14 protein-coding genes and 1 other RNA gene are annotated in these 19,750 nt (G+C 63.7%); 7 read left to right on the forward strand and 8 right to left on the reverse strand.

The features are described 5' to 3' along the window. Positions 1–68: 68 nt before the first annotated feature. The 4 genes from gyrB to dnaA form a co-directional block, all read right to left on the reverse strand. Entirely contained in the window at positions 69–2,513 is a 2,445-nt protein-coding gene (gene gyrB, locus AC1KVG_RS13230; RefSeq protein ID WP_006451793.1) for a DNA topoisomerase (ATP-hydrolyzing) subunit B, read from the reverse strand. A gap of 114 nt (positions 2,514–2,627) precedes the next feature. Continuing rightward, positions 2,628–3,734, reverse strand: a complete 1,107-nt coding sequence (gene recF / locus AC1KVG_RS13235; protein ID WP_481094694.1) for a DNA replication/repair protein RecF — start codon at positions 3,732–3,734, stop codon at positions 2,628–2,630. A 725-nt stretch (positions 3,735–4,459) separates the two neighbouring features. After that, positions 4,460–5,560, reverse strand: coding sequence for a DNA polymerase III subunit beta (gene dnaN, locus AC1KVG_RS13240; protein ID WP_006451791.1), 1,101 nt, complete (start codon positions 5,558–5,560; stop codon positions 4,460–4,462). Between the two features lie 277 nt (positions 5,561–5,837). Next, positions 5,838–7,166 (reverse strand): chromosomal replication initiator protein DnaA, encoded by a 1,329-nt coding sequence (dnaA, locus tag AC1KVG_RS13245; RefSeq protein ID WP_006451790.1) that lies wholly within the window; start codon positions 7,164–7,166, stop codon positions 5,838–5,840. A gap of 242 nt (positions 7,167–7,408) precedes the next feature. On the opposite strand from dnaA, the gene rpmH reads away from it, so the two are divergent. The 4 genes from rpmH to mnmE all read left to right on the forward strand — a co-directional run bounded on the left by rpmH (position 7,409) and on the right by mnmE (position 11,205). Further along, positions 7,409–7,549 carry a 50S ribosomal protein L34 gene (rpmH, locus tag AC1KVG_RS13250; protein ID WP_002805908.1) on the forward strand — a complete coding sequence of 47 codons (141 nt, stop codon included), beginning with the start codon at positions 7,409–7,411 and terminating at the stop codon, positions 7,547–7,549. 38 nt (positions 7,550–7,587) lie between these two features. After that, positions 7,588–8,034 carry a ribonuclease P protein component gene (gene rnpA / locus AC1KVG_RS13255; RefSeq protein WP_039512801.1) on the forward strand — a complete coding sequence of 149 codons (447 nt, stop codon included), beginning with the start codon at positions 7,588–7,590 and terminating at the stop codon, positions 8,032–8,034. 15 nt (positions 8,035–8,049) lie between these two features. Beyond that, complete coding sequence (gene yidC, locus AC1KVG_RS13260; RefSeq protein WP_481094695.1) at positions 8,050–9,771, forward strand: membrane protein insertase YidC; 1,722 nt, start codon at positions 8,050–8,052, stop codon at positions 9,769–9,771. Between the two features lie 84 nt (positions 9,772–9,855). After that, entirely contained in the window at positions 9,856–11,205 is a 1,350-nt protein-coding gene (gene mnmE / locus AC1KVG_RS13265; RefSeq protein WP_481094696.1) for a tRNA uridine-5-carboxymethylaminomethyl(34) synthesis GTPase MnmE, read from the forward strand. Positions 11,206–11,374: 169 nt separating this feature from the next. Here the strand turns inward: mnmE and AC1KVG_RS13270 are convergent, their stop codons facing one another. Then, positions 11,375–12,235 (reverse strand): acid phosphatase, encoded by an 861-nt coding sequence (locus AC1KVG_RS13270; RefSeq protein ID WP_481094697.1) that lies wholly within the window; start codon positions 12,233–12,235, stop codon positions 11,375–11,377. A 194-nt stretch (positions 12,236–12,429) separates the two neighbouring features. Between AC1KVG_RS13270 and AC1KVG_RS13275 the strand changes: the two genes are divergently transcribed. After that, positions 12,430–14,730 carry a TonB-dependent receptor gene (locus AC1KVG_RS13275; protein WP_481094698.1) on the forward strand — a complete coding sequence of 767 codons (2,301 nt, stop codon included), beginning with the start codon at positions 12,430–12,432 and terminating at the stop codon, positions 14,728–14,730. 97 nt (positions 14,731–14,827) lie between these two features. Here AC1KVG_RS13275 and AC1KVG_RS13280 read toward each other — a convergent pair. Further along, positions 14,828–14,903, reverse strand: a non-coding RNA gene (locus AC1KVG_RS13280) — sX9 sRNA. A 77-nt stretch (positions 14,904–14,980) separates the two neighbouring features. Here AC1KVG_RS13280 and AC1KVG_RS13285 point away from each other — a divergent pair. Then, positions 14,981–16,075: a glycerophosphodiester phosphodiesterase gene (locus AC1KVG_RS13285; protein WP_481094699.1), complete on the forward strand. Its 1,095-nt coding sequence runs from the start codon at positions 14,981–14,983 to the stop codon at positions 16,073–16,075. A gap of 89 nt (positions 16,076–16,164) precedes the next feature. Here the strand turns inward: AC1KVG_RS13285 and AC1KVG_RS13290 are convergent, their stop codons facing one another. Beyond that, a complete protein-coding gene (locus AC1KVG_RS13290; RefSeq protein ID WP_481094700.1) occupies positions 16,165–16,953 on the reverse strand; it encodes a rhomboid family intramembrane serine protease in 789 nt (262 codons plus the stop codon). A gap of 337 nt (positions 16,954–17,290) precedes the next feature. Beyond that, positions 17,291–18,247, reverse strand: coding sequence for a TerC family protein (locus AC1KVG_RS13295; protein ID WP_006449013.1), 957 nt, complete (start codon positions 18,245–18,247; stop codon positions 17,291–17,293). A gap of 318 nt (positions 18,248–18,565) precedes the next feature. Here AC1KVG_RS13295 and AC1KVG_RS13300 point away from each other — a divergent pair, with 318 nt between their 5' ends. Beyond that, the gene (locus tag AC1KVG_RS13300) at positions 18,566–19,732 is read left to right on the forward strand and encodes a class I SAM-dependent rRNA methyltransferase (protein ID WP_104551249.1); all 1,167 of its coding nucleotides are present in this window, start codon (positions 18,566–18,568) and stop codon (positions 19,730–19,732) included. The last annotated feature ends 18 nt before the right edge of the window (positions 19,733–19,750 follow it).

The raw sequence follows: 19,750 nt of genomic DNA on the forward strand, positions 1-19,750 counted from the left end.
GTCGTCCTGCGAAAAACCGCGCCCGCGCGCGCATCGCCAAGGCGACGCGCGCGCGTACGACGGAAGGCTCAGATATCCAGGTTGGACACCTTCAGCGCGTTGTCCTCGATGAAATCGCGGCGCGGTTCGACCACATCGCCCATCAAGGTGCTGAAGATCTGATCGGCGGCCACCGCGTCTTCGATGCGTACCTGCAGCAAGCGACGCGTATCCGGGTTGACCGTGGTTTCCCACAGCTGCTCGGCGTTCATTTCGCCCAGGCCCTTGAAGCGCTGCACCTGGCGGCCCTTCTTGGCCTCTTCAAGCAACCAGGCATGCGCCTGCGCGAAGCTGGTGATCGGGTGGGTCTTGTTGCCACGCACGATCTGCGCGCCTTCGCGCACCAGACCATCCAGCGCCAGCGCCACCTCGCGCAACGGACGCAGTTCGCCGCTTTCGAATGCGCCCATCGGCAGCACCTGGGTGAATTCCTCGCCCATGTGCTTGCGCACCGCCACCAGCGTGGCGGAGGTGCTGTCGGTGGCCGGGTCGAAGCGCAGCTGGTAGCGCGCCGTGCCTAGGGTGCCGCGGTTGAGCACCGCCTGCAGCTTGTCCAGGGTGGGGTGCTGGTCGCCTTCGGCCTGCAGCTTTGCCACATCCAGCGGCGGCAGGTCGATCAAGGCGGTCATCAGCGCCGGGTCGTAGCGGTGCGCATTGCGCGCGATCGCTTCGTTGGCACCGGTGAACAACATCAGCAATTTTTCCAGCGCCTCGCCGGTGATCGGCGGCTCATCGGTGGCGGGGATCAGCGCCGCGCCCTCGACCGCGTTGCTGGCCAGGTAGGCGTTGAGCGCCGCGTCGTCCTTGAGATACAGCTCGCTCTTGCCCTGCTTGAGTTTGTACAGCGGCGGCAGGCCGATGTAGATATAGCCGCGCTCGATCAGCTCCGGCATCTGCCGGTAGAAGAACGTGAGCAGCAGGGTACGGATGTGCGAGCCGTCGACGTCGGCGTCGGTCATCAGGATGATGCGGTGGTAGCGCAGCTTGTCCGGGTTGTACTCGTCGCGACCGATACCGGTGCCGAGCGCGGTGATCAGCGTGCCAACCTGGTCGGAGGCCAGCATGCGGTCGAAACGCGCGCGCTCGACGTTGAGGATCTTGCCGCGCAACGGCAACACCGCCTGGTTCTTGCGGTTACGGCCCTGCTTGGCCGAGCCACCTGCCGAGTCACCCTCGACGATGAACAGTTCTGACAGCGCCGGGTCCTTTTCCTGGCAGTCGGCCAGCTTGCCCGGCAGACCGGCGATGTCCAGGGCGCCCTTGCGGCGGGTCAGATCGCGCGCCTTGCGCGCGGCTTCGCGCGCACGCGCGGCGTCGACGATCTTGCCGGTGATGGCCTTGGCTTCGTTCGGGTTCTCCTGCAGGAACTCCTGCAGACGCGCACCGAAGGCGTTTTCCACCGCCGGACGCACGTCAGAGCTGACCAGCTTTTCCTTGGTTTGCGAGGAGAAGCTGGGGTCGGGCACCTTCACCGACAGCACCGCGATCATGCCTTCGCGCATGTCGTCGCCGGTCAGCGCGACCTTGGCTTGCTTGGCGATGCCGTTCTGCTCGATGTAGTTGCTGAGCACGCGCGTCAGCGCGGCGCGGAAACCGGCCAGATGGGTACCGCCATCCTTCTGCGGGATGTTGTTGGTGAAGCAGTACATGGTTTCCTGGTAGGCGTCAGTCCACTGCAGGGCCACGTCTACCACGATGCCGTTGTGCTCGCCGGTCACCGAGATCACATTCGGGTGCAGCGGCGACTTGAGCTGCGCCAGATGCTCGACGAAGCTGCGAATGCCGCCTTCGTAATGGAAATCGTCGCGACGGCCTTCGCCACGTTCGTCGATCAGCGCGATCTTGACGCCGGAATTGAGGAACGACAGCTCGCGCAGACGCCGCGCCAGGATGTCGTAATGGAACTCGACATCGCTGAAGATCGCCACGGCCGGCTTGAAGCGCAGCGTGGTGCCGCGCTTGGTCGAGGCTTCCAACTGCTTGAGCGGGTACTGCGGCTCACCCAGCGCGTATTCCTGCTGGTAGTGGAAGCCGTCGCGCCAGATGTCCAGCCACAGGTGCTCGGACAGCGCATTGACCACCGACACGCCCACGCCATGCAGGCCGCCGGAAACCTTGTAGCTGTTGTCGTCGAACTTGCCGCCGGCATGCAGCACGGTGAGGATGACCTCGGCCGCCGACACGCCTTCTTCCTTGTGGATATCGACCGGTACGCCGCGGCCGTTGTCCGACACGGCGACCGAGCCATCGACCAGGATCTTGACCACGATGTCGTCGGCATGGCCGGCCAGGGCCTCGTCGACCGAGTTGTCGACCACCTCGAACACCATGTGATGCAGGCCGGTGCCGTCATGGACATCGCCGATGTACATGCCGGGGCGCTTGCGGACGGCTTCCAGGCCACGCAGCACGGTGATCTTGCTGGAATCGTAGGTGCTGTTGGGTGTGGTCGGGGTGTTTTGATCTTCGGTCATGCGCGTGCCGTTAGCTCCACAACACGGGCGAGGGCGGCAGGAGCCGCTTCGCGCCGTGGGAAAAGGGGGATAGCGCACAAATTATACCAGTCGGCCCACGTGTGCCGTGGTTGCTTACGCCGACGCGGCTTGAACGGCGATTTGCCCGTGTTCCACGTGGAACCGATGGAGCAGTTCGCCTGCGTCTGCAAGCCCCGGCGGCATTTCGGTCGCGGTGATGAGTACCTGCGCAGGCGCCGAGGCGAGCCGCTGCAAGACGCGCGCCTGGTGGTGTCGATCCAGCTCAGAACCCAGATCGTCCAATGCAATCACCGGCCATTCGCCCCGTTCGTGGGCGAAATCTTCCGCCTGCGCCAGCAGACAGGCGAGGGCAGTCAGCTTGGCCTGGCCACGCGAAAGTGCATCCTTTCCCGGCAGCGCGTCGAATGCAGGCGTCCAGTCGGCGCGGTGCGGCCCTTGCGAGGTATAGCCATTCTGGCGGTCGCGCTCCCGTGCCAACAGCAACGCGTCGGCGAGCGAGACCTCATGGCGCTTCCACCCCGGCGCGAACGTCAGCGCAGACAGCCCTAGCGAGGGGGCGATCGCGGTTGCAACGGGAATCAGACGTTCCTGCAGGCGATCCAGGTAGCGAAGGCGCCGCGACGTCAGGGTTTCACCGGATTCGGCGAGCTCGTGATCCCAGGCATCGAGCATGCGCGGCGGTGCGCCCTGCTTGAGTAAGGCGTTGCGCTGCTTGAGCGCACGTGCATAACGCCGCCATAGCGCCAGGAAGTCAGGTTCCACGTGGAACAAGCCCCAGTCAAGGAAGCGTCGGCGTGGTTCGCCACCGCCGCTGATCAAGACATGGCTGCCCGGCTCAAACGTCACCACCGCCAGAGCGGCACATAACGAGCCCAACTGCGCGACATCTTCCCCATCCAGCCGGCCGGTCCATTCCTGGCCGCTATGGCGCAGACCTGCGCGACGCGAGCGTTCGCTGGTCTCGCCGCTGCGCTCGCGCCATTCCACGAACACTTCCAGATCTTCGGCGCCTTGCTGGATCAGCCCATCGCGCACCCGCCCACGGAAACTGCGGCCATAGGCCATCAAATGCAGCGCCTCGAGCACACTGGTTTTGCCGGCGCCGTTATCGCCGGTAAACAAGTTCAAGGAACTGGCGGGATGAAGCTCGACGGTCTGGAAACGACGAAGTCGATGAATGGACAACCGCACAACGTGCATCGATCGGTTTGCTCTGAGCTAATCCGGCGTCCCGGTCGGGGCGCAGGATACGTGATCGCTGCCGATTCCGTGCAAACGCCTGTGAAAGCCGGGCAAGGACAGGCAGGGGATAACGTGTGGATAAGTTCGAGGCTCAGGAGCGCCCTTTAGCTTATCCACAGGTTACAGACCGGTAAATAGGGCTGAAAACACAGGGTTTCGAGACCTAAAAATCTCATTGAAACAATAACTTAAGGTAGTTTTCGGCGAAATCTGGCCCTACCATCACCACCGAGCTCTTAAGTTATTTCTAGATTTAAAAGCAAAGCCAGATGTGCATAAGTCAAAAACGTACTTGAAATGCCCACAAGATCGGACGATGGAAGACACCGGTTCGCCTCAGCCGCCGATGTTCCTGATAGCCCGAAAGTGAACTTGTTCAGATTTAAGGCGCAGATGTCATCTTGCTCTTAACCGCGATTGGCCGACGGCGCGCTGTTACAGGCCGAGCACTAACTCCTTAAGCACGACCTAACCCTCACCGTTGGCAGCCTCGCTTCAGAATGCGGTGCACCACCGACATCGGACAGGCACCCAACTGCGACGCGGCAATGAAACGAGAGTCGCTGCAGACCAGGATCCCTTTGTTTTCGATAGTCCGATACAGCACCGGCTTCAGGCGTGCTGTCCTCAAAACAAAAAAAGCCCGGCATTGCCGGGCCTCTCGTGTTCCACGTGGAACGACGTCAAAGACGCAGCGGCATCACCACATGACGCGACTTCTCGCTGCTGGCTTCACGCACCAATGCAGACGAGTTCGCATCGCGCAGCTGGATCACTACATGCTCGTCGCGCAACGCGGAGAGGGCGTCGAGCAGGTAGTTGACGTTGAAGCCAATCGCCAGGTCGTCGACCTTGGTATCGGCCTCGATCTCTTCCTGCGCTTCTTCCTGCTCGGGGTTGTGCGCGCTGATCTTGAGCTGACCGGGAGAGACTTCCACACGCACGCCGCGGTACTTCTCGTTCGACAGAATTGCAGCACGCTGCAGCGAGGCACGCAGCGCTTCACGGTCAACCTTGACCTCACGATCGGCGCCAATCGGAATCACTGCCTCGTAATCCGGAAAGCGGCCATCGATCAGCTTGGAGGTGAAGGTCACATCGCCGCGCTTGACCCGGATATGGCTGCGACCAACTTCCAGCTCGACTTCGCGATCCGCCGCCTCCAGCAAGCGCAGCAATTCGGTGACGCCCTTGCGCGGCACGATGATCTGGCGCTTGGCGCCGCCGGCCTTCTCCAGCTCCATTTCGCACAGCGCCAGACGGTGGCCATCGGTGGCCACACAACGCAGCAGGCCGTCGCGCAAATCGAACAGCAGGCCGTTTAGGTAATAGCGCACGTCCTGCTGGGCCATGGCGAACGCGGTGCGCTCGATCAGCTCCTTCAACCCAGCTTCCGGCACCACCACACGCTCGGTAGCCTCGACTTCATCCACCGACGGAAAGTCATTGGCAGGCAGCGTAGCTAGCGTGAAGCGGCTACGCCCAGCCTGCACGGTGACCTTGTCGCCAGTCTGCGAGATGGTGACGCGGCTGCCGTCGGGCAGGGCGCGCAGGATGTCGAACAACTTGCGGGCCGGGATGGTGGTTTCGCCGTCCTGCGCGTCTTCCACCATCGTGCGCGAGATCATTTCCACTTCCAGGTCCGTGCCGGTCAACGAGACCTGCCCGTCCTTGACCTGCACCAGCAGGTTGGCCAGAACAGGCAGGGTTTGACGGCGTTCGACCACATTGACCACTTGGGCCAACGGTTTGAGGAAGGCTTCGCGCTGCAGTGTAAAACGCATGTGGTTCCGTGCCCCTATGCTTTAAAAGATAATGGAATAAATCAAAAGCTTGGTGGTGATGGTAGGGCCGTTTTCAGCGGATAACCACCATAACTGTTTGTTTCCAAAGACATTTCAGCGCTTGAAAGTCGTTGGACTAGTGCCCCTGGTCTAGCGGTAAAACCTGTGGATAGTTTTTCGCTCGAACCGCGACGCAACGTTATCCACAGATTCTCCCGCATTTGACCCCAACGTTTCCACGCTTTTCTCCAAGCGGGCCGTCAAGGGACGCAACGGCTCACTCGCTGAGCTTGCGAATCAGCTTTTCCCAGTCCTCGCGCAGCTTGCCGTCGGCTTCCATCAGCGTGCGGATCTGCCGGCAGGCATGCAGCACGGTGGTGTGGTCGCGGCCGGCAAAGGCGTCGCCGATCTCCGGCAGGCTGTGTTCGGTGAGCTCCTTGGCCAGCGCCATCGCCACCTGGCGCGGACGCGCCAGCGAGCGGGTGCGCCGCTTGGAGAGCAGATCCTTCATCTGCAGGCCGTAGTAGTCCGCCACGGTCTTCTGGATGTTGGGGATGCCGATCGCCTGCTGCTGGGCGCGCAGCAGGTCGCGAAGCGTCTCCTGGGCGAATTCCACGGTGATCGAGCGCCCGGTGAAGTTGGCACGCGCCACCAGGGTGTTGAGCGCGCCTTCCAGGTCGCGCACGTTGGAGCGCATCTTCTTGGCGATCAAAAACGCCACGTCGTCCGGGATGTCGGCGCCGCGCTCGCGCGCCTTGGCCAGCACGATCGCCGCGCGGGTCTCGAAATCGGGCGGATCGATGGCCACCGACAGGCCCCAGGCCAGGCGCGACTTCAGACGTGGCTCCAGGCCCTCGACTTCGCGCGGATAGCGATCGCAGGTGAGGATGATCTGCTGGCGACCATCGAACAGCGCGTTGAAGGTGTGGAAAAACTCCTCCTGCGTGCGGTCCTTGCCGGCGAAAAACTGGATGTCGTCGATCAACAGCGCATCGATCTGCTGGAACTGGCGCTTGAACTGGTCCATCGCCTTGTCCTGCAGCGCCCGGATCATCGCGCTGAAGAACTGTTCCGAGCGCAGATACATCACCTTGGCAGCCGGATTGGCCTGGCGCAGCGCATTGCCGGCAGCGAACATCAGGTGGGTCTTGCCCAGGCCGGTGCTGCCGTACAGCAACAGCGGGTTGTGCGCACGGTCGCCTGGCTTCTGCGCGGCCTGGATGGCCGCGGCAAGACCGAGCTGATTGCTGCGGCCTTCGACGAAATTGGCGAAGGTGTAGTGCGAATCCAGGTTGCCGGCAAATGGCACGATCGGTGCGGCAGCCGGTGCACTGGGCGCGGCCATCGGCGCCGGCAACGGGTCTGGCGCACGGGGACGCGAGCCGACCGCCAGCGCTACTTCGCCATTGCCGACGAAGTACGCCACCAGTTCACGGATGCGCGGCAGATAGCGCTCACGGACCTGGTCGACGATGAAGGCATTCGGCGCGTACAGCACGATGCTGTCGCCGCGGTCTTCGGCTTGCAGGGGTTTCAACCAGGTGTGGACGTCTTCGGGCGGGAATTCAGCTTCGAGACGTTCCAGACAGCGGGGCCAAGCATCCATCAAAGTATGATCATCTGTTGCTGGCTGCGGCGCGCAGAAAAGCGCCGTGCTCGCAGCCCGGTAGTGAAAAGAGGATGGGCCAGACTAGCACCGAGGGCAGGGTTTTCCCAGACTTATTCACAGGTCCATCCACAGGCTGCTACCATCCTCACCTGCGGTAAAGCGTTTGGGGAGTTGACCGGCGCTGTAGAGGTCCTATAGAATTTCCGGTTCTATTCGTCTCCATCCATGCAGAGGGCCCCATGGCCACCAAGCGTACTTTCCAACCCAGCAACCTCAAGCGAGCACGCGACCATGGCTTCCGCGCACGTATGGCAACTGCCGACGGCCGCAAAATCCTGGCACGCCGCCGCGCCAAGGGCCGCAAGCGCCTGAGCGCTTGATTGCCGCGCCGCTCCCCGCGGCCGAGGCAGTCCCTACCGTGAACGCATCGAACCCGTGCAGGCGATTTCCTCGCTCTGCGCGGGTTCGTACGCGTGCGCAATATACGGTCGTTTTCGATACTGCACGTCGCACCTCGGACCCGTTGCTCAGCCTGCACTGGCGGACCGGCGATACGCCGCCGCGCCTGGGTATGGCGGTGTCGCGCAAGGTCGATACGCGTGCGGTTGGACGTAACCGCATCAAACGCGTGTTGCGTGATGCCATGCGGCACCTGTTGCCCGAGCTGGCCGGTGGCGATTACGTCATCGTGGCGCGCTCGGCCGCCGCAAAAGCGACCAATCCACAGATTCGCGACGCCTTCCTGCGTCTGCTGCGCCGTGCCGGCGCATTGCCCCTGCCTGCTGCGCCCGGCACAATGCCGCCCGCCAGGACGATGCACCCATCCTCCCTTTCCCCGACAGAGCCGGAACCCAGTTCCGACTGAGCGAGTTGCTGCCCGATGAACCAGACCCGTGTTTTCCTGATTTTTGCCTGGCTGATGGTCGCGGCGTTGCTGTGGATGGAGTGGGGCAAGGAGAAGACGGCTGCCAATGCGCCGGCTGTGGCAACGACCCAGTCGGTGCCGGCTGCGCGCGATCTGGATGCAGCTGCGACCGCGGCCAATGTGCCGGCGGCCCAGGCCATCCCGCAGGCGGGCGTGCCAGGCACGGTTTCAGCCACCAGCACTACTGCGGCAACTCCGGCCGCTGCCGGGGCTGCGCCGGTGGTCACCCTGACCTCGGACGTGCTGCGTCTGAAGCTGGACGGCCGCAGCGTGCTGGATGCCGAGCTGCTGCAGTTTCCGCAGACCAAAGACGGCACCGCGCCGGTCAGCCTGCTGACCGAAGACGCCGCGCACCCATACAACGCCACCAGCGGCTGGGCCAGCGAGCATTCGCCGGTACCGGGCGTGGGCGGCTTCCGCGCCGAACAGCCGGGCACCGCGTTCGAACTGGCCAAGGGCCAGAACAGCCTGGTGGTGCCGTTCGTATGGAATGGCCCCAACGGCGTGTCGATCCGCCGCACCTTCACCCTGGAACGTGGTCGCTACGCGATCTCGATCAAGGACGAGGTGATCAACAAGAGCGGCGCGCCGTGGAACGGCTACGTGTTCCGCAAGTTGAGCCGGGTGCCGACCATCCTCAGCCGCGGCATGACCAACCCGGATTCCTTCAGCTTCAACGGTGCGACCTGGTATAGCCCGCAGGAAGGCTACGAGCGTCGCGCGTTCAAGGACTACATGGACGACGGCGGTCTGAATCGCCAGATCACCGGTGGCTGGGTGGCGTTGCTGCAGCACCACTTCTTTACCGCGTGGATTCCGCAGAAGGACCAGGCCTCGTTGTATGTGCTGAACCAGGACGGCCCGCGTGACGTGGCCGAGCTGCGTGGCCCGGCCTTCACCGTGGCGCCGGGACAGACCGCCAGCACCGAGGCGCGCCTGTGGGTGGGCCCGAAGCTGGTCAGCCTGATCGCCAAGGAAGACGTGAAGGGCCTGGACCGTGTGGTCGATTACAGCCGCTTCTCGATCATGGCCATCATCGGCCAGGGCCTGTTCTGGGTGCTGAGCCATCTGCACAGCTTCCTGCATAACTGGGGCTGGGCCATCATCGGCCTGGTGGTGCTGCTGCGCCTGGCGCTGTATCCGTTGTCGGCCGCGCAGTACAAGTCCGGTGCCAAGATGCGCCGCTTCCAGCCGCGCCTGGCGCAGTTGAAGGAGCGTTACGGCGACGATCGCGTCAAGTACCAGCAGGCGACGATGGAGCTGTTCAAGAAGGAAAAGATCAACCCGATGGGCGGCTGCCTGCCGCTGCTGATCCAGATGCCGATCTTCTTCGCGCTCTACTGGGTGCTGGTGGAATCGGTGGAACTGCGTCAGGCGCCGTGGCTGGGCTGGATCCAGGATCTGACCGCGCGCGATCCGTACTTCATCCTGCCGGTGCTCAACATCGCCATCATGTGGGCCACGCAGAAGCTGACCCCGACACCGGGCATGGACCCGATGCAGGCCAAGATGATGCAGTTCATGCCGCTGGTGTTCGGCGTCATGATGGCCTTCATGCCGGCCGGCCTGGTGCTGTACTGGGTGGTCAACGGTGGCCTGGGTCTGCTGATCCAGTGGTGGATGATCCGCCAGCACGGCGAGAAGCCGAGCAAGATCATCCAGGCCAACGCCAAGTGATATGAAGAAGGCCCGCCGCAAGGCGGGCTTTCTGCATGCGCGCCTGCAAGCCACGTCTCTGACCACACGCCGTACCAACAGCCTATGTCTTCTTCGCCATCGACCATTGTTGCCATCGCCAGTGCTGCCGGAACCGGAGGCATCGGCATCGTGCGGCTGTCCGGCCCGCAGGCTGCGCAGATCGCCGCCGCGCTGGGCATTGCCACGTTGCAGCCACGGCACGCGCGCTATGCACGCTATGCACGCTTTCGCGATGCGCAGGGCGAGGTGATCGACGACGGTATCGCGCTGTGGTTTCCGGCGCCGCACAGTTTTACCGGCGAAGACGTGGTGGAGTTGCAAGGCCATGGCAACCCGGTGGTGCTGCGGCAGGTGGTGGCGCGCTGTATCGCACTGGGCGCGCGGCAGGCACGCGCGGGCGAATTCAGTGAGCGTGCGTTTCTCAACGGCAAACTCGATCTTGCGCAGGCAGAGGCCATCGCCGACCTGATTGCCGCCGGCGATCTGCGCGCGGCGCGTGCCGCGCGGCGCTCGCTGGATGGCGTGTTCTCGCGCCGCGTCGATGCAGTCAGCGACAGCCTCACGCGGCTGCGCATCCACGTGGAGGCGGCGATCGATTTTGCCGATGAGCCGCTGGACACGTTGGGCGGCACGCAGGTGCGCGATGGGCTGACGCAGGCACGCAGCTTGCTCGCGCAGTTACTGCGCGATGCCGAACGTGGACGCAAACTGCGCGACGGCCTGCATGCGGTGTTGATCGGTCCGCCCAATGCAGGCAAGAGTTCCTTGCTCAATGCACTGGCCGGCAGCGAGCGCGCCATCGTCACCGACGTCGCCGGTACCACGCGCGATACCTTGCAGGAAACCATCCAGCTCGATGGCTTCGAACTGACCCTGGTCGACACTGCGGGCTTGCGCGACGGCGGCGATGCGATCGAACGCGAAGGCATGCGCCGCGCACGCGCCGAACTGCAGCGCGCCGACCTGGCGCTGATCGTGCTGGATGCACGCGACCCGCAAGCTGCACGCGTTGCTATCGGCGATGCCATCGATGCGGTGCCGCGGCAGCTGTGGATTCACAATAAGTGCGATCTGCTGCTAGATGCTCTGAAACTCGATAGCGATGCAATCGCGGTCTCTGCAGTGACCGGGCAGGGTTTGGAGCAGTTGCACGTGCGTCTGCGCGAACTCGCACTGGGCGATGGCGTAGAAACCGTGGAAGGCGAATTCTCCGCACGCACGCGGCATGTCGAAGCACTGCGTCGCGCCGAACAACACGCGGACGCGGCGGATCTGGAACTGGGTTTCGAACAACTCGAACTGGCCGCAGAAGAACTGCGCCTGGCGCACGAAGCGCTCGGCGACATCACCGGCAAGCTGAGTGCCGACGAGTTGCTGGGCAAGATCTTTTCGAGTTTTTGTATTGGGAAGTAGAACGGTTGCTCGGCGCGACAGATGTTCAGACGATGTCATCGCTCGCTACTGGTGCGCTGCATAACCAATCGGTTCCGGGAACAACCCTTGAGCCCCGCATTACGCGGCCACACGCTCCGTTGTCGACATCGATAATCGGCGAACGCTTGCAGCAACGCTGCAAGCCGACTTACATCACACCCGGCAACACCGTCTGTAGCGCGGCGTTTTCCGCATCGCACGTTGGCGATAAGGCCGTAGTTGCGGGTTTTTTTGCGCTTGCCTGTGCAATCTCGCGGCGTGCGGCAGCCAGGTTTTTTTGGAACGCTGGGTTGTCGTGCAAGGCGGCGACGGTGGCGGCGGCCATCATGCGGCCCTGGATGACATCGCTTTGCCAGTGCACGTTGCAGACCAGGCGGCTGTCGCCGAAGGCGCGGCCGCGGGCGAGTAGGGCGTCGCGTTGTGCGGGGGCCAGTTCGGCCAGGATCAGTCCCCAGCTCCAGCCGATGGCGGTGTGGCCGGAGGGGTAGGAACCGTTCTTGCGCAGCGCTGCGTCGTCGGCGGGCGTGCACATCGGTTGGTCGTTGCGCATGAACGGTCGCGGGCGTTGGTAGCGTGCCTTGGCCGCGCTGGTGCTGCTGCTGGCGTCGCGCATGCTGCGTTCGAGCAGGCGCAGCAGGTGTGGGGTGCTGGTCTGGTCGATCTGCACGCCAAGCGCGCAGCTGAAGTGACTGGCGGCTGCGGGGAAAGTCAGTGCGGCGTCCTGGGTGGCCAGGTTCCAACGCGGTGTGCCGCGCAACGCGAGCATGGCCTTGGCGATGGCTTCGTCGTTGGCCAGCGCGGCGCTGCCGTCCTGCGGCGGTGGCGGCACCAGGCGCAGGCTGTCGGGCAACTGTTCTTTTTCAAGATATCCACGCGCATCGGTGGCGATCACCGAGCCTGTCGGGGCTGCCTGCTCCCGCGCGCTCAGCATGCCGCTGCCGACGACCAGCGCAGCGATGGCGATGCCGGTCAGCGTCCGAGAATAAGAGCGAGCAATGCGATGCGACATGGATCAACCCTCAACAACGCGCATGGAAGAGCTCGCAGATTACGACGCGCAGATGACATGTGCATGCCAGCGCAACGCAGCACTGGCGCGGGATGCGCAGCGACTGTCGCAGCACTGTCATGTCCCGGTCGCATCGGCGCAAGACAGCTGTCGCACGCTTGCCGTCATCTTTTGACTCGTCCCCCATGCCGCTCATGCCCAAGACCCATCTCTTAAGTGCCGCCGTTCTTACCGCGCTCGTGTTGTCGCCGGCTGCCCATGCCGCCGATCCCGAGGTGACTGCCGATACCGGCACGACCGTGCAGCAGCTCGATGCGGTCTCGGTGATCGGCCAGGGCGAAACGCGTCAGGTGCAGCGCATCACCCAGCAGGACATTCCGGTATTGCCGCCGGGCACCAGCATCCAGAAGCTGCTCAACCGCATGCCGGGCGTCAACGTGCAATCCAACGATGCCTTCGGTGCCAATGAAGAGTCGCAGACGATCAGCCTGCGCGGCTTCAACGGCACGCGCCTGGGCTATACGCTCGACGGCCTGCCACTGGGCGACAACGCCTACGGCAACTACAACGGCCTCAACATCAGCCGCGCGCTGATCGCCGAGAACTTCGGCGGCGTGGAGCTGGCCTCGGGCATCGGTGCGCTGGGCACCGCCTCCACCAGCAACCTCGGCGGCACCATCCAGTACTACTCGGCGGATCCGTCCAGCGTGTTCGGCGGGCAGCTGTCGCAGACGCTGGGGTCGGATGCCAATCGCCGCACCTTCCTGCGTGTGGATACCGGCGACTACAACGGCTTTTCGGCATATGTATCGGGCATCAACGCCGAAGCCGATATGTGGGCGCGCCCGGACTCGCCGACCACCACGCGGCAGTTCAATGCCAAGGGCGTGTACCAGTTCGACGGCGGCAAGCTGACTGCGTTCGCTGACACTTCGCGCACCTCGCAGGCGGATTATTCGTATCTGTCCAAGAGCGGCATGGCGCGTGGCCTGGGTTGGGACTGGAATCTGTACGCGCCGGACTGGAACCGTGCGCTGGCCGCGGCGTATTGCGCACCGGCCACGCGGAATGCGGCACGCTGTGGTTTCAGTGGCGGCGTGGACAACGTCGACGATGCCTATTACCAGAGCCGCGCGTTGCGCGACGACGATCTGTTCTACGTGGCCGGCGACTTCCAGCCCAACGATGCGATCAGCCTGCACACCCAGGTCTATCACCACGAAAACAAGGGTCAGGGCCACTGGTGGTCACCGGGTCAGGCGTCCAACCCGGGCACGCCGCAGGCATTGCCGATTTCGATTCGTAGCACCAATTACTGGATCAACCGCACCGGCGGCATCGCCTCGCTCGGCTGGAATCTGGGCCCGCATCACCTCGAAGCCGGGCTGTGGTACGAGCGCAACCACCACGATGTGGAGCGCAATTTCTACTGGATCGATGGGCCGGTCAGCGACGACAAGTTCCTGCAGGATCCGGATCGCCGGTTGTTCTCGCAGAACTACGTCATCACCACCCGGCAGTTCTACGTGCAGGGCAATTTCAAGTTCTTCGATGAGCGCCTGAGCGTGGACCTGGGCATCAAGAGCCCGAGTACCGAAATGACCGCACGCGAGACACCGGGCATCGCAGTGGAAGCGCCGGTGGCGACCGGCTCGATCAAGGCCAGCGAGTCGGTGCTGCCGCAGATCGGTCTGGGTTATCGCCTGGCCGAAGGGCAGGAAGTGTTCGCCTCGTACGCGGAAAACATCGCCGCCTTCCAGGGCGGCGGCGCCGGCGGTCCGTTGCTGGTGACGCAGGCCTCGTTCGATGCCAGCGTTGGTGCGCTGGAGCCGGAAAAGTCGCGCACCATGGAAGCCGGTTATCGCTTCGTGCGCGACCACTTCGAAGCCTCGCTGGTCGGTTATGACGTCACCTTCGATAACCGTCTGCTCTCGCTCAATCCCTGCGCCAGCATCCAGCAGGGCACCACGCCGGCGTGCACCACGCGGTTCTTCAACGTAGGCTCGGTGAGCAGCCGCGGCGGCGAACTGACCGTGATCTGGAAGCCCACCAGCTACCTGCAGTGGTACAACTCGGCCTCGATCAACCGTTCGACCTACGACGACAACTACGTGCAGAACGGTGTGACCATTGCCACTGCCGGCAAGACCACGGTGGATACGCCCAAGCGCATGTTCGCCAGCGAAATCGCCTTCAACTACGCCAACTGGAACGTCAATCTGCGCGGCAAGTACACCGGGCAGCGCTATTACACCTACACCAACGACCAGGGCTTTGGTGGTTACACCTCGTTCGACGCGGGCGCCGGGTACGACTTCGGCCAGGCCGGCGTGCTGCAGGGCCTCAAGCTCTCGCTCAACGTCACCAACCTCACCGACAAGCGTTACGCATCCAACCTCACCGCGTTCGCCAACAGCGATCCGAATGGGCGTCAGCTGGCGTTCCATGCCAGTGCGCCGCGGCAGGTGTTTTTGACGTTGGATGCGAAGTTCTGAGTCAGGGATTGGGGAATCGGGATTGGGGATTCGTAACGGCGGGTCTTGCTGCTGCTTACGGATTCCCGATGTTGATCGACATAGATAGTTTTAAAGTGGCTGACAAGACTTAGCGCGTGGTTGTCAGGCGGGTGCGGACGATGCGGAGAAAGCGGGATGTACGCGTCGCATATCCCGCACCGCCAATCTGCCGCGTTCGTCTGGCGATCACGCCTTGGTTTTGATGGCTGCTTTTTCGTTGGAGAAATGCATGATGCAGTTCCACCGTGTTCTAGTGTTGGGAGCGATGATGGTCGGCATGAGCGGCCCCGCAGTGGCAGAAGCGCCGTTGGCGAAAACGGTGCAGATCTTTGCGCACCGTGGTGCCAGCGCGTTGCGCCCGGAACACACGTTGGCCTCCTACGCCAAGGCCATTATCGATGGCGCCGATTTCGTCGAGCCGGATCTGGTGTCGACCAAGGACGGTGTGCTGGTGGCGCGGCATGAGAACGAGATCGGCGGCACCACCGATGTGGCCAGCCATCCGGAGTTCGCCGCGCGCAAGACGCGCAAGACCATCGATGGCCAGCCGATGGAAGGCTGGTTCACCGAAGACTTCAGTCTTGCCGAATTGAAGACGTTGCGCGCGCGCGAGCGGCTGCCGCAACTGCGTGGCACGCGTTGGGATGGGCAGTTTCAGATCGTCACCTTCGACGAGATCATCGATTTTGTCGCAGCCGAATCGGCAGCGACCGGGCGCACCATCGGGCTGATTCCGGAGATCAAGCACCCGAGCTATTTCAGTGCGCTGAAGTTGCCGATGGAAGACAAGGTGCTGGCGAGCTTGCGTGCGCATGCCTACACGCAGACGGCGCCGGTGGTGATCCAGTCATTCGAGACCGGCAATTTGCGCTACCTGCGCGGCAAGATCGGACGCACCAGCAACATCCGTCTACTGCAGTTGCTGGGTGGCGCGCAAATGGCGCTGCCCGATACGGGTGTGGGCAGTGCGCCGCGCACCTACGGGCAGATGATCACGCCCGAAGGGCTGAAGCAGATCGCCAGCTATGCCGATGCGATCGGCCCGGATATCCGCAGCATCATTCCGTTGGATGCGCAGCAACGCCTGGGTACGCCGACCAGCCTTGTGCACGATGCGCATGCGGCCGGATTGCAGGTGCAGCCGTATACGTTCCGTCCGGAGAATTATTTTCTGGCGATCAACAATCGCAGTGCTGGCGCGGTGACCGAGCGTAACGAGGCGGGCGCTTTGGCCGAGCTGAAGGCGTATCTGGATGCCGGTATCGATGCGTTCTTTGCCGACGATCCGGGACTGGCGCGGCGTGCGTTGAACGAGCGTCAGTAACGGCGCGTCCTCGCAATCAGCCGTTGTAGGAGCGTGCCTGCGCGCGATGAGGCGTTACCGATAACGCCCCATCGCGCGCAAGCGCGCTCCTACGCTCCCGGCGGTCGCTCGCGTGGGGGGAAATGCAGCACCACGTTGTGCGAGCCGTCTTCCTGGCGTTGCCATAGCACCGGCACCTGGCGCGGCGGTGGCGGTTCCAGCACGTCGCGCTCGGCGGTGCTGACTTCCCAGGCGGCGTCTTCGTCCTCGTCGTCCCAGCTATAGCGCGGCTTGGCTTGTTGCGGGTCGCGCAGGCGCAGCAGCAGTGCGGCGATCAGGCCGGCCACGGCGCCGCCCAGGTGCGACTGCCAGGACACGCCGGCCTCGTGCGGCAGGATGGTCAGCAGCATGCCGCCGTAAAACAGGAAGGCGATCATGCTGGTGGCGATTGCCGGGCGGTCGCGGCGCAGCAGGCCGAGCACGAACACCAGAAACATCAGCCCGTGGGTGACGCCGCTGGCGCCCAGGTGGCGGCTGCCGGGTTCGCCCAGCAGCCAGGCGCCCAGGCCCGAGCCCAGCCACAACAACGGCAGCGCCATGGCGGTGGCGCGCGGATACACGCTACCGGCCAGCGTGCCCAGGATCAGCAGGGCGGCCGCGTTGGCGCCCAGATGCGCGAGCGAGCCATGCAGCAGCGGTGCGGTGAGAATGCCGAGCAGGCCGTCGGCCTGTAGCGGTGCCACGGCCCAGGCGCGCCAATCGAACATGCCCTGGGCGGTGAATACCGCCACCAGCAGCAACACCGCGGCCAGGCTGAAGTTGAAGGCACGCAAGACCCGGGAGCGATCCAGGCGGTCTTGGGTGGTGGCGTCGGCGGCGGCAACAGGATGCTGTGTCATGCCTTCACGGATGGCGTCACCCGGGTTTTTTACAAGCCTATCCGGCGCGGGATAAGCAGGCCCGGCGACGGGATAATCCACTCCTGGGGCCGGTCCTTGGTGCATCGGCCTGCGCCGCATCACGGATGCCCCGCAGCTTGGCTGCAGGGCCCTTGCCCGCCCACCCTCGCGGGACACGCCGCAAGTACGTCCGTGTAGGCTCTTACGCGGCATCCATGCCGCGTAAGGTCCCGCGACGGTGGGCGGGCAAGCACCAGTGGAGACGGTCGGTGCGCTAGATGCGAGCAGCGCACGCGGCGCTGCCATTCACGAATCCCCAATCCCCAATCCCGGCCCGTCAGTGCCGCGCCGGCTTGGGCGGACGCAGCAGGCTCAGCACGATGGTGAAGATCAGGATCAGCACCACAGCCGCCAGCGAGACCAGCACCGGGATCTTGTACAGATCGATGATCATCATCTTGGTGCCGATGAACACCAAAATCACTGCCAGGCCGTACGGCAACAGGTGGAAGCGGTCGGCCATGCCGGCCAGCAGGAAGAACATCGCGCGCAGGCCCAGCACTGCGAACACGTTGGAGGTCAGCACGATGAACGGGTCGGTGGTGATGGCGAAGATCGCCGGAATGCTGTCCACCGCGAAGATCACATCGATCACCGCAATCAGGATCAGCACCACGAACAGCGGCGTGAACCAGCGCTTGCCGTCCTTGATCACGCTTAGCAGGTTGCCGTCGTACTGCGGGCTAAGCCGCAGATGGCCGCGCATCCAGCGCAACACCGGGTTGGCTTCCAGATCCGGCTCCTTGCCGGCGGAGAACCACATCTTGATACCGGTCAGCAGCAGGAACGCGCCGAACACGTACAGCAGCCAATGGAACTTGGTCAGCAGTACCGAGCCTGCAAAGATCATGATCGCGCGCAGCACGATGGCCCCCAGCACGCCGATGATCAGCACGCGCTGGCGCTGTTCTTCGGGCACGCCGAAGTAGGTCATGACCATCAGGAACACGAAGATGTTGTCGACCGCCAGCGATTTCTCGACCAGATAGCCGGTCAGGAACTCCAGCCCGATCCGGTCGGCCGCCGCGTCGCCCATGCTGCCCTGCAGGTACCACCACAGCCCGGCGTTGAAGGCCAGCGCCAGCAGCACCCAGCCGATGCTCCACCAGGTGGCTTCCTTGAAGGTCACCTTGTGCGCGCCGCCGTGGCGCATCAGCACCAGATCGACCATCAGCGCCACGATCACCACGATCGCGAAGCCACCCCATAACCAGACATTGCCAATGGTTTGCATAAAAGAATCCCGAAAAGTGAAACGACCTGGACAGCCGGTGGGCTGAGGCCTTGTGACACGGAAATCGTGGATTCCGGGTGACGGACCTTCGCCTGCGCGGCGAAGGTCTCGCTCGCAACCGGTGTGGGCCGGTTGCCGTTGCACCGGAGCGCCTGATGACAGGGCTCGTAATGACGGCGACAACGCTGGAGCGACTTCCCGAACGATGGCATGACCGCTGCGACGTTCTGTTGGCCGTTCCTGGGAGCTACTCCCCTTCTGAGCCCGATTCTGCGTTGCGGGCTCAGGCACGTCAATCCAGCCGGATACAATGGGCGGATGAATACTCCTGTCCCCGTCGTCCGACTCAAGAATGCCTGGCGCTCCAGCCACCCGTGGATCTTCCAGAAGCTGGTGGAAAAGCCCGCCGCCAAGCCCAAACCCGGCACCATCGTCGATGTGGTCGGCGTGGATGGGGAATGGATCGGCCGCGGCTTCTACAACGGCCACTCGCGCATTGCCGTGCGCATCCTGGAAACCGATCAATCAGTGCCGGTGGACGCGGGCTGGTTCTCGCGCAAGATTGCCGCCGCGGTAAGCCTGCGCCGCGACTGGCTCAAGCTCGACGGCGTGTCCGATGCCTGGCGCGTGGTGCATAGCGAAGGCGACGGCCTGTCCGGGCTGGTGGTGGACCGCTACGGCGACCTGGTGGTGGTGGAGTTCTTCGCCGCCGGCATGTTCCGCCATCGCGAATGGATCTACGAGGCGCTGCGCGAGCAGTTCCCGGGTTGCCGCTTCCACAGCTTTGCCGACGAACATGTGCAGAAGCAGGAAAGCTTCGATTTCCACAGCAACACCACCACCGAAGCGGCGGTGATCACCGAGTACGGCATCAAGTTCCGCGCCGACCCGGCCGGTGCGCACAAGACCGGCTTCTTCGCCGACCAGCGCGAAAACCGTCAGTGGCTGAGCGAGCAGGTTGAAGGCAAGAGCGTGCTGGACCTGTGCTGCAACACCGGCGGCTTTGCGGTGTATGCGGCCGCGCGTGGCGCCTCGGAGGTGCTGGGCGTGGATATCGACGAGGACGTGATCGCGTTGGCCAAGGGCAATGCGAAGCTCAACAACGTGCGCCCGAAGTTCGTGCAGGCCGACATCTTTCCGTGGCTGCGCGATGCGTCCAATCGCGGCGACCAGTTCGATGTGGTGATCCTGGACCCGGCCAAGATGACGCGCGACCGCGAGCAGGTGATTCCCGCGTTGAAGAAGTACCTGGACATGAACAAATTGGCGCTGGGCGTGGTCAAGCCCGGTGGCCTGTTCGCCACCTTCTCGTGCACCGGGCTGGTGGCCGAGCAGGAGTTTCTGGACATGCTGCGCCGCGCCTCGTATTTCTCCGGGCGCACCATCCAGATCCTGAAGGTTGCCGGTGCCGGCCCGGACCATCCGTTCATGGCGCACGTGCAGGAATCGCGCTATCTGAAGGCAGTATTCTGCCGCGTGATCTAGCGCGGCGATCAAGACGGC

This window comes from Xanthomonas sp. NCPPB 3959, from assembly GCF_056675575.1.

Excerpts from the sequence above, each read along its gene's own strand:
- AC1KVG_RS13285 (WP_481094699.1), top strand. The coding sequence starts at position 14,981 with ATGATGCAGTTCCACCGTGTTCTAGTGTTGGGAGCGATGATGGTCGGC.
- AC1KVG_RS13270 (WP_481094697.1), bottom strand. The coding sequence starts at position 12,235 with ATGTCGCATCGCATTGCTCGCTCTTATTCTCGGACGCTGACCGGCATC.
- AC1KVG_RS13300 (WP_104551249.1), top strand. The coding sequence starts at position 18,566 with ATGAATACTCCTGTCCCCGTCGTCCGACTCAAGAATGCCTGGCGCTCC.
- recF (WP_481094694.1), bottom strand. The coding sequence starts at position 3,734 with ATGCACGTTGTGCGGTTGTCCATTCATCGACTTCGTCGTTTCCAGACC.
- dnaA (WP_006451790.1), bottom strand. The coding sequence starts at position 7,166 with ATGGATGCTTGGCCCCGCTGTCTGGAACGTCTCGAAGCTGAATTCCCG.
- mnmE (WP_481094696.1), top strand. The coding sequence starts at position 9,856 with ATGTCTTCTTCGCCATCGACCATTGTTGCCATCGCCAGTGCTGCCGGA.
- gyrB (WP_006451793.1), bottom strand. The coding sequence starts at position 2,513 with ATGACCGAAGATCAAAACACCCCGACCACACCCAACAGCACCTACGAT.
- yidC (WP_481094695.1), top strand. The coding sequence starts at position 8,050 with ATGAACCAGACCCGTGTTTTCCTGATTTTTGCCTGGCTGATGGTCGCG.
- AC1KVG_RS13295 (WP_006449013.1), bottom strand. The coding sequence starts at position 18,247 with ATGCAAACCATTGGCAATGTCTGGTTATGGGGTGGCTTCGCGATCGTG.
- dnaN (WP_006451791.1), bottom strand. The coding sequence starts at position 5,560 with ATGCGTTTTACACTGCAGCGCGAAGCCTTCCTCAAACCGTTGGCCCAA.
- rpmH (WP_002805908.1), top strand. The coding sequence starts at position 7,409 with ATGGCCACCAAGCGTACTTTCCAACCCAGCAACCTCAAGCGAGCACGC.
- AC1KVG_RS13275 (WP_481094698.1), top strand. The coding sequence starts at position 12,430 with ATGCCCAAGACCCATCTCTTAAGTGCCGCCGTTCTTACCGCGCTCGTG.
- AC1KVG_RS13290 (WP_481094700.1), bottom strand. The coding sequence starts at position 16,953 with ATGACACAGCATCCTGTTGCCGCCGCCGACGCCACCACCCAAGACCGC.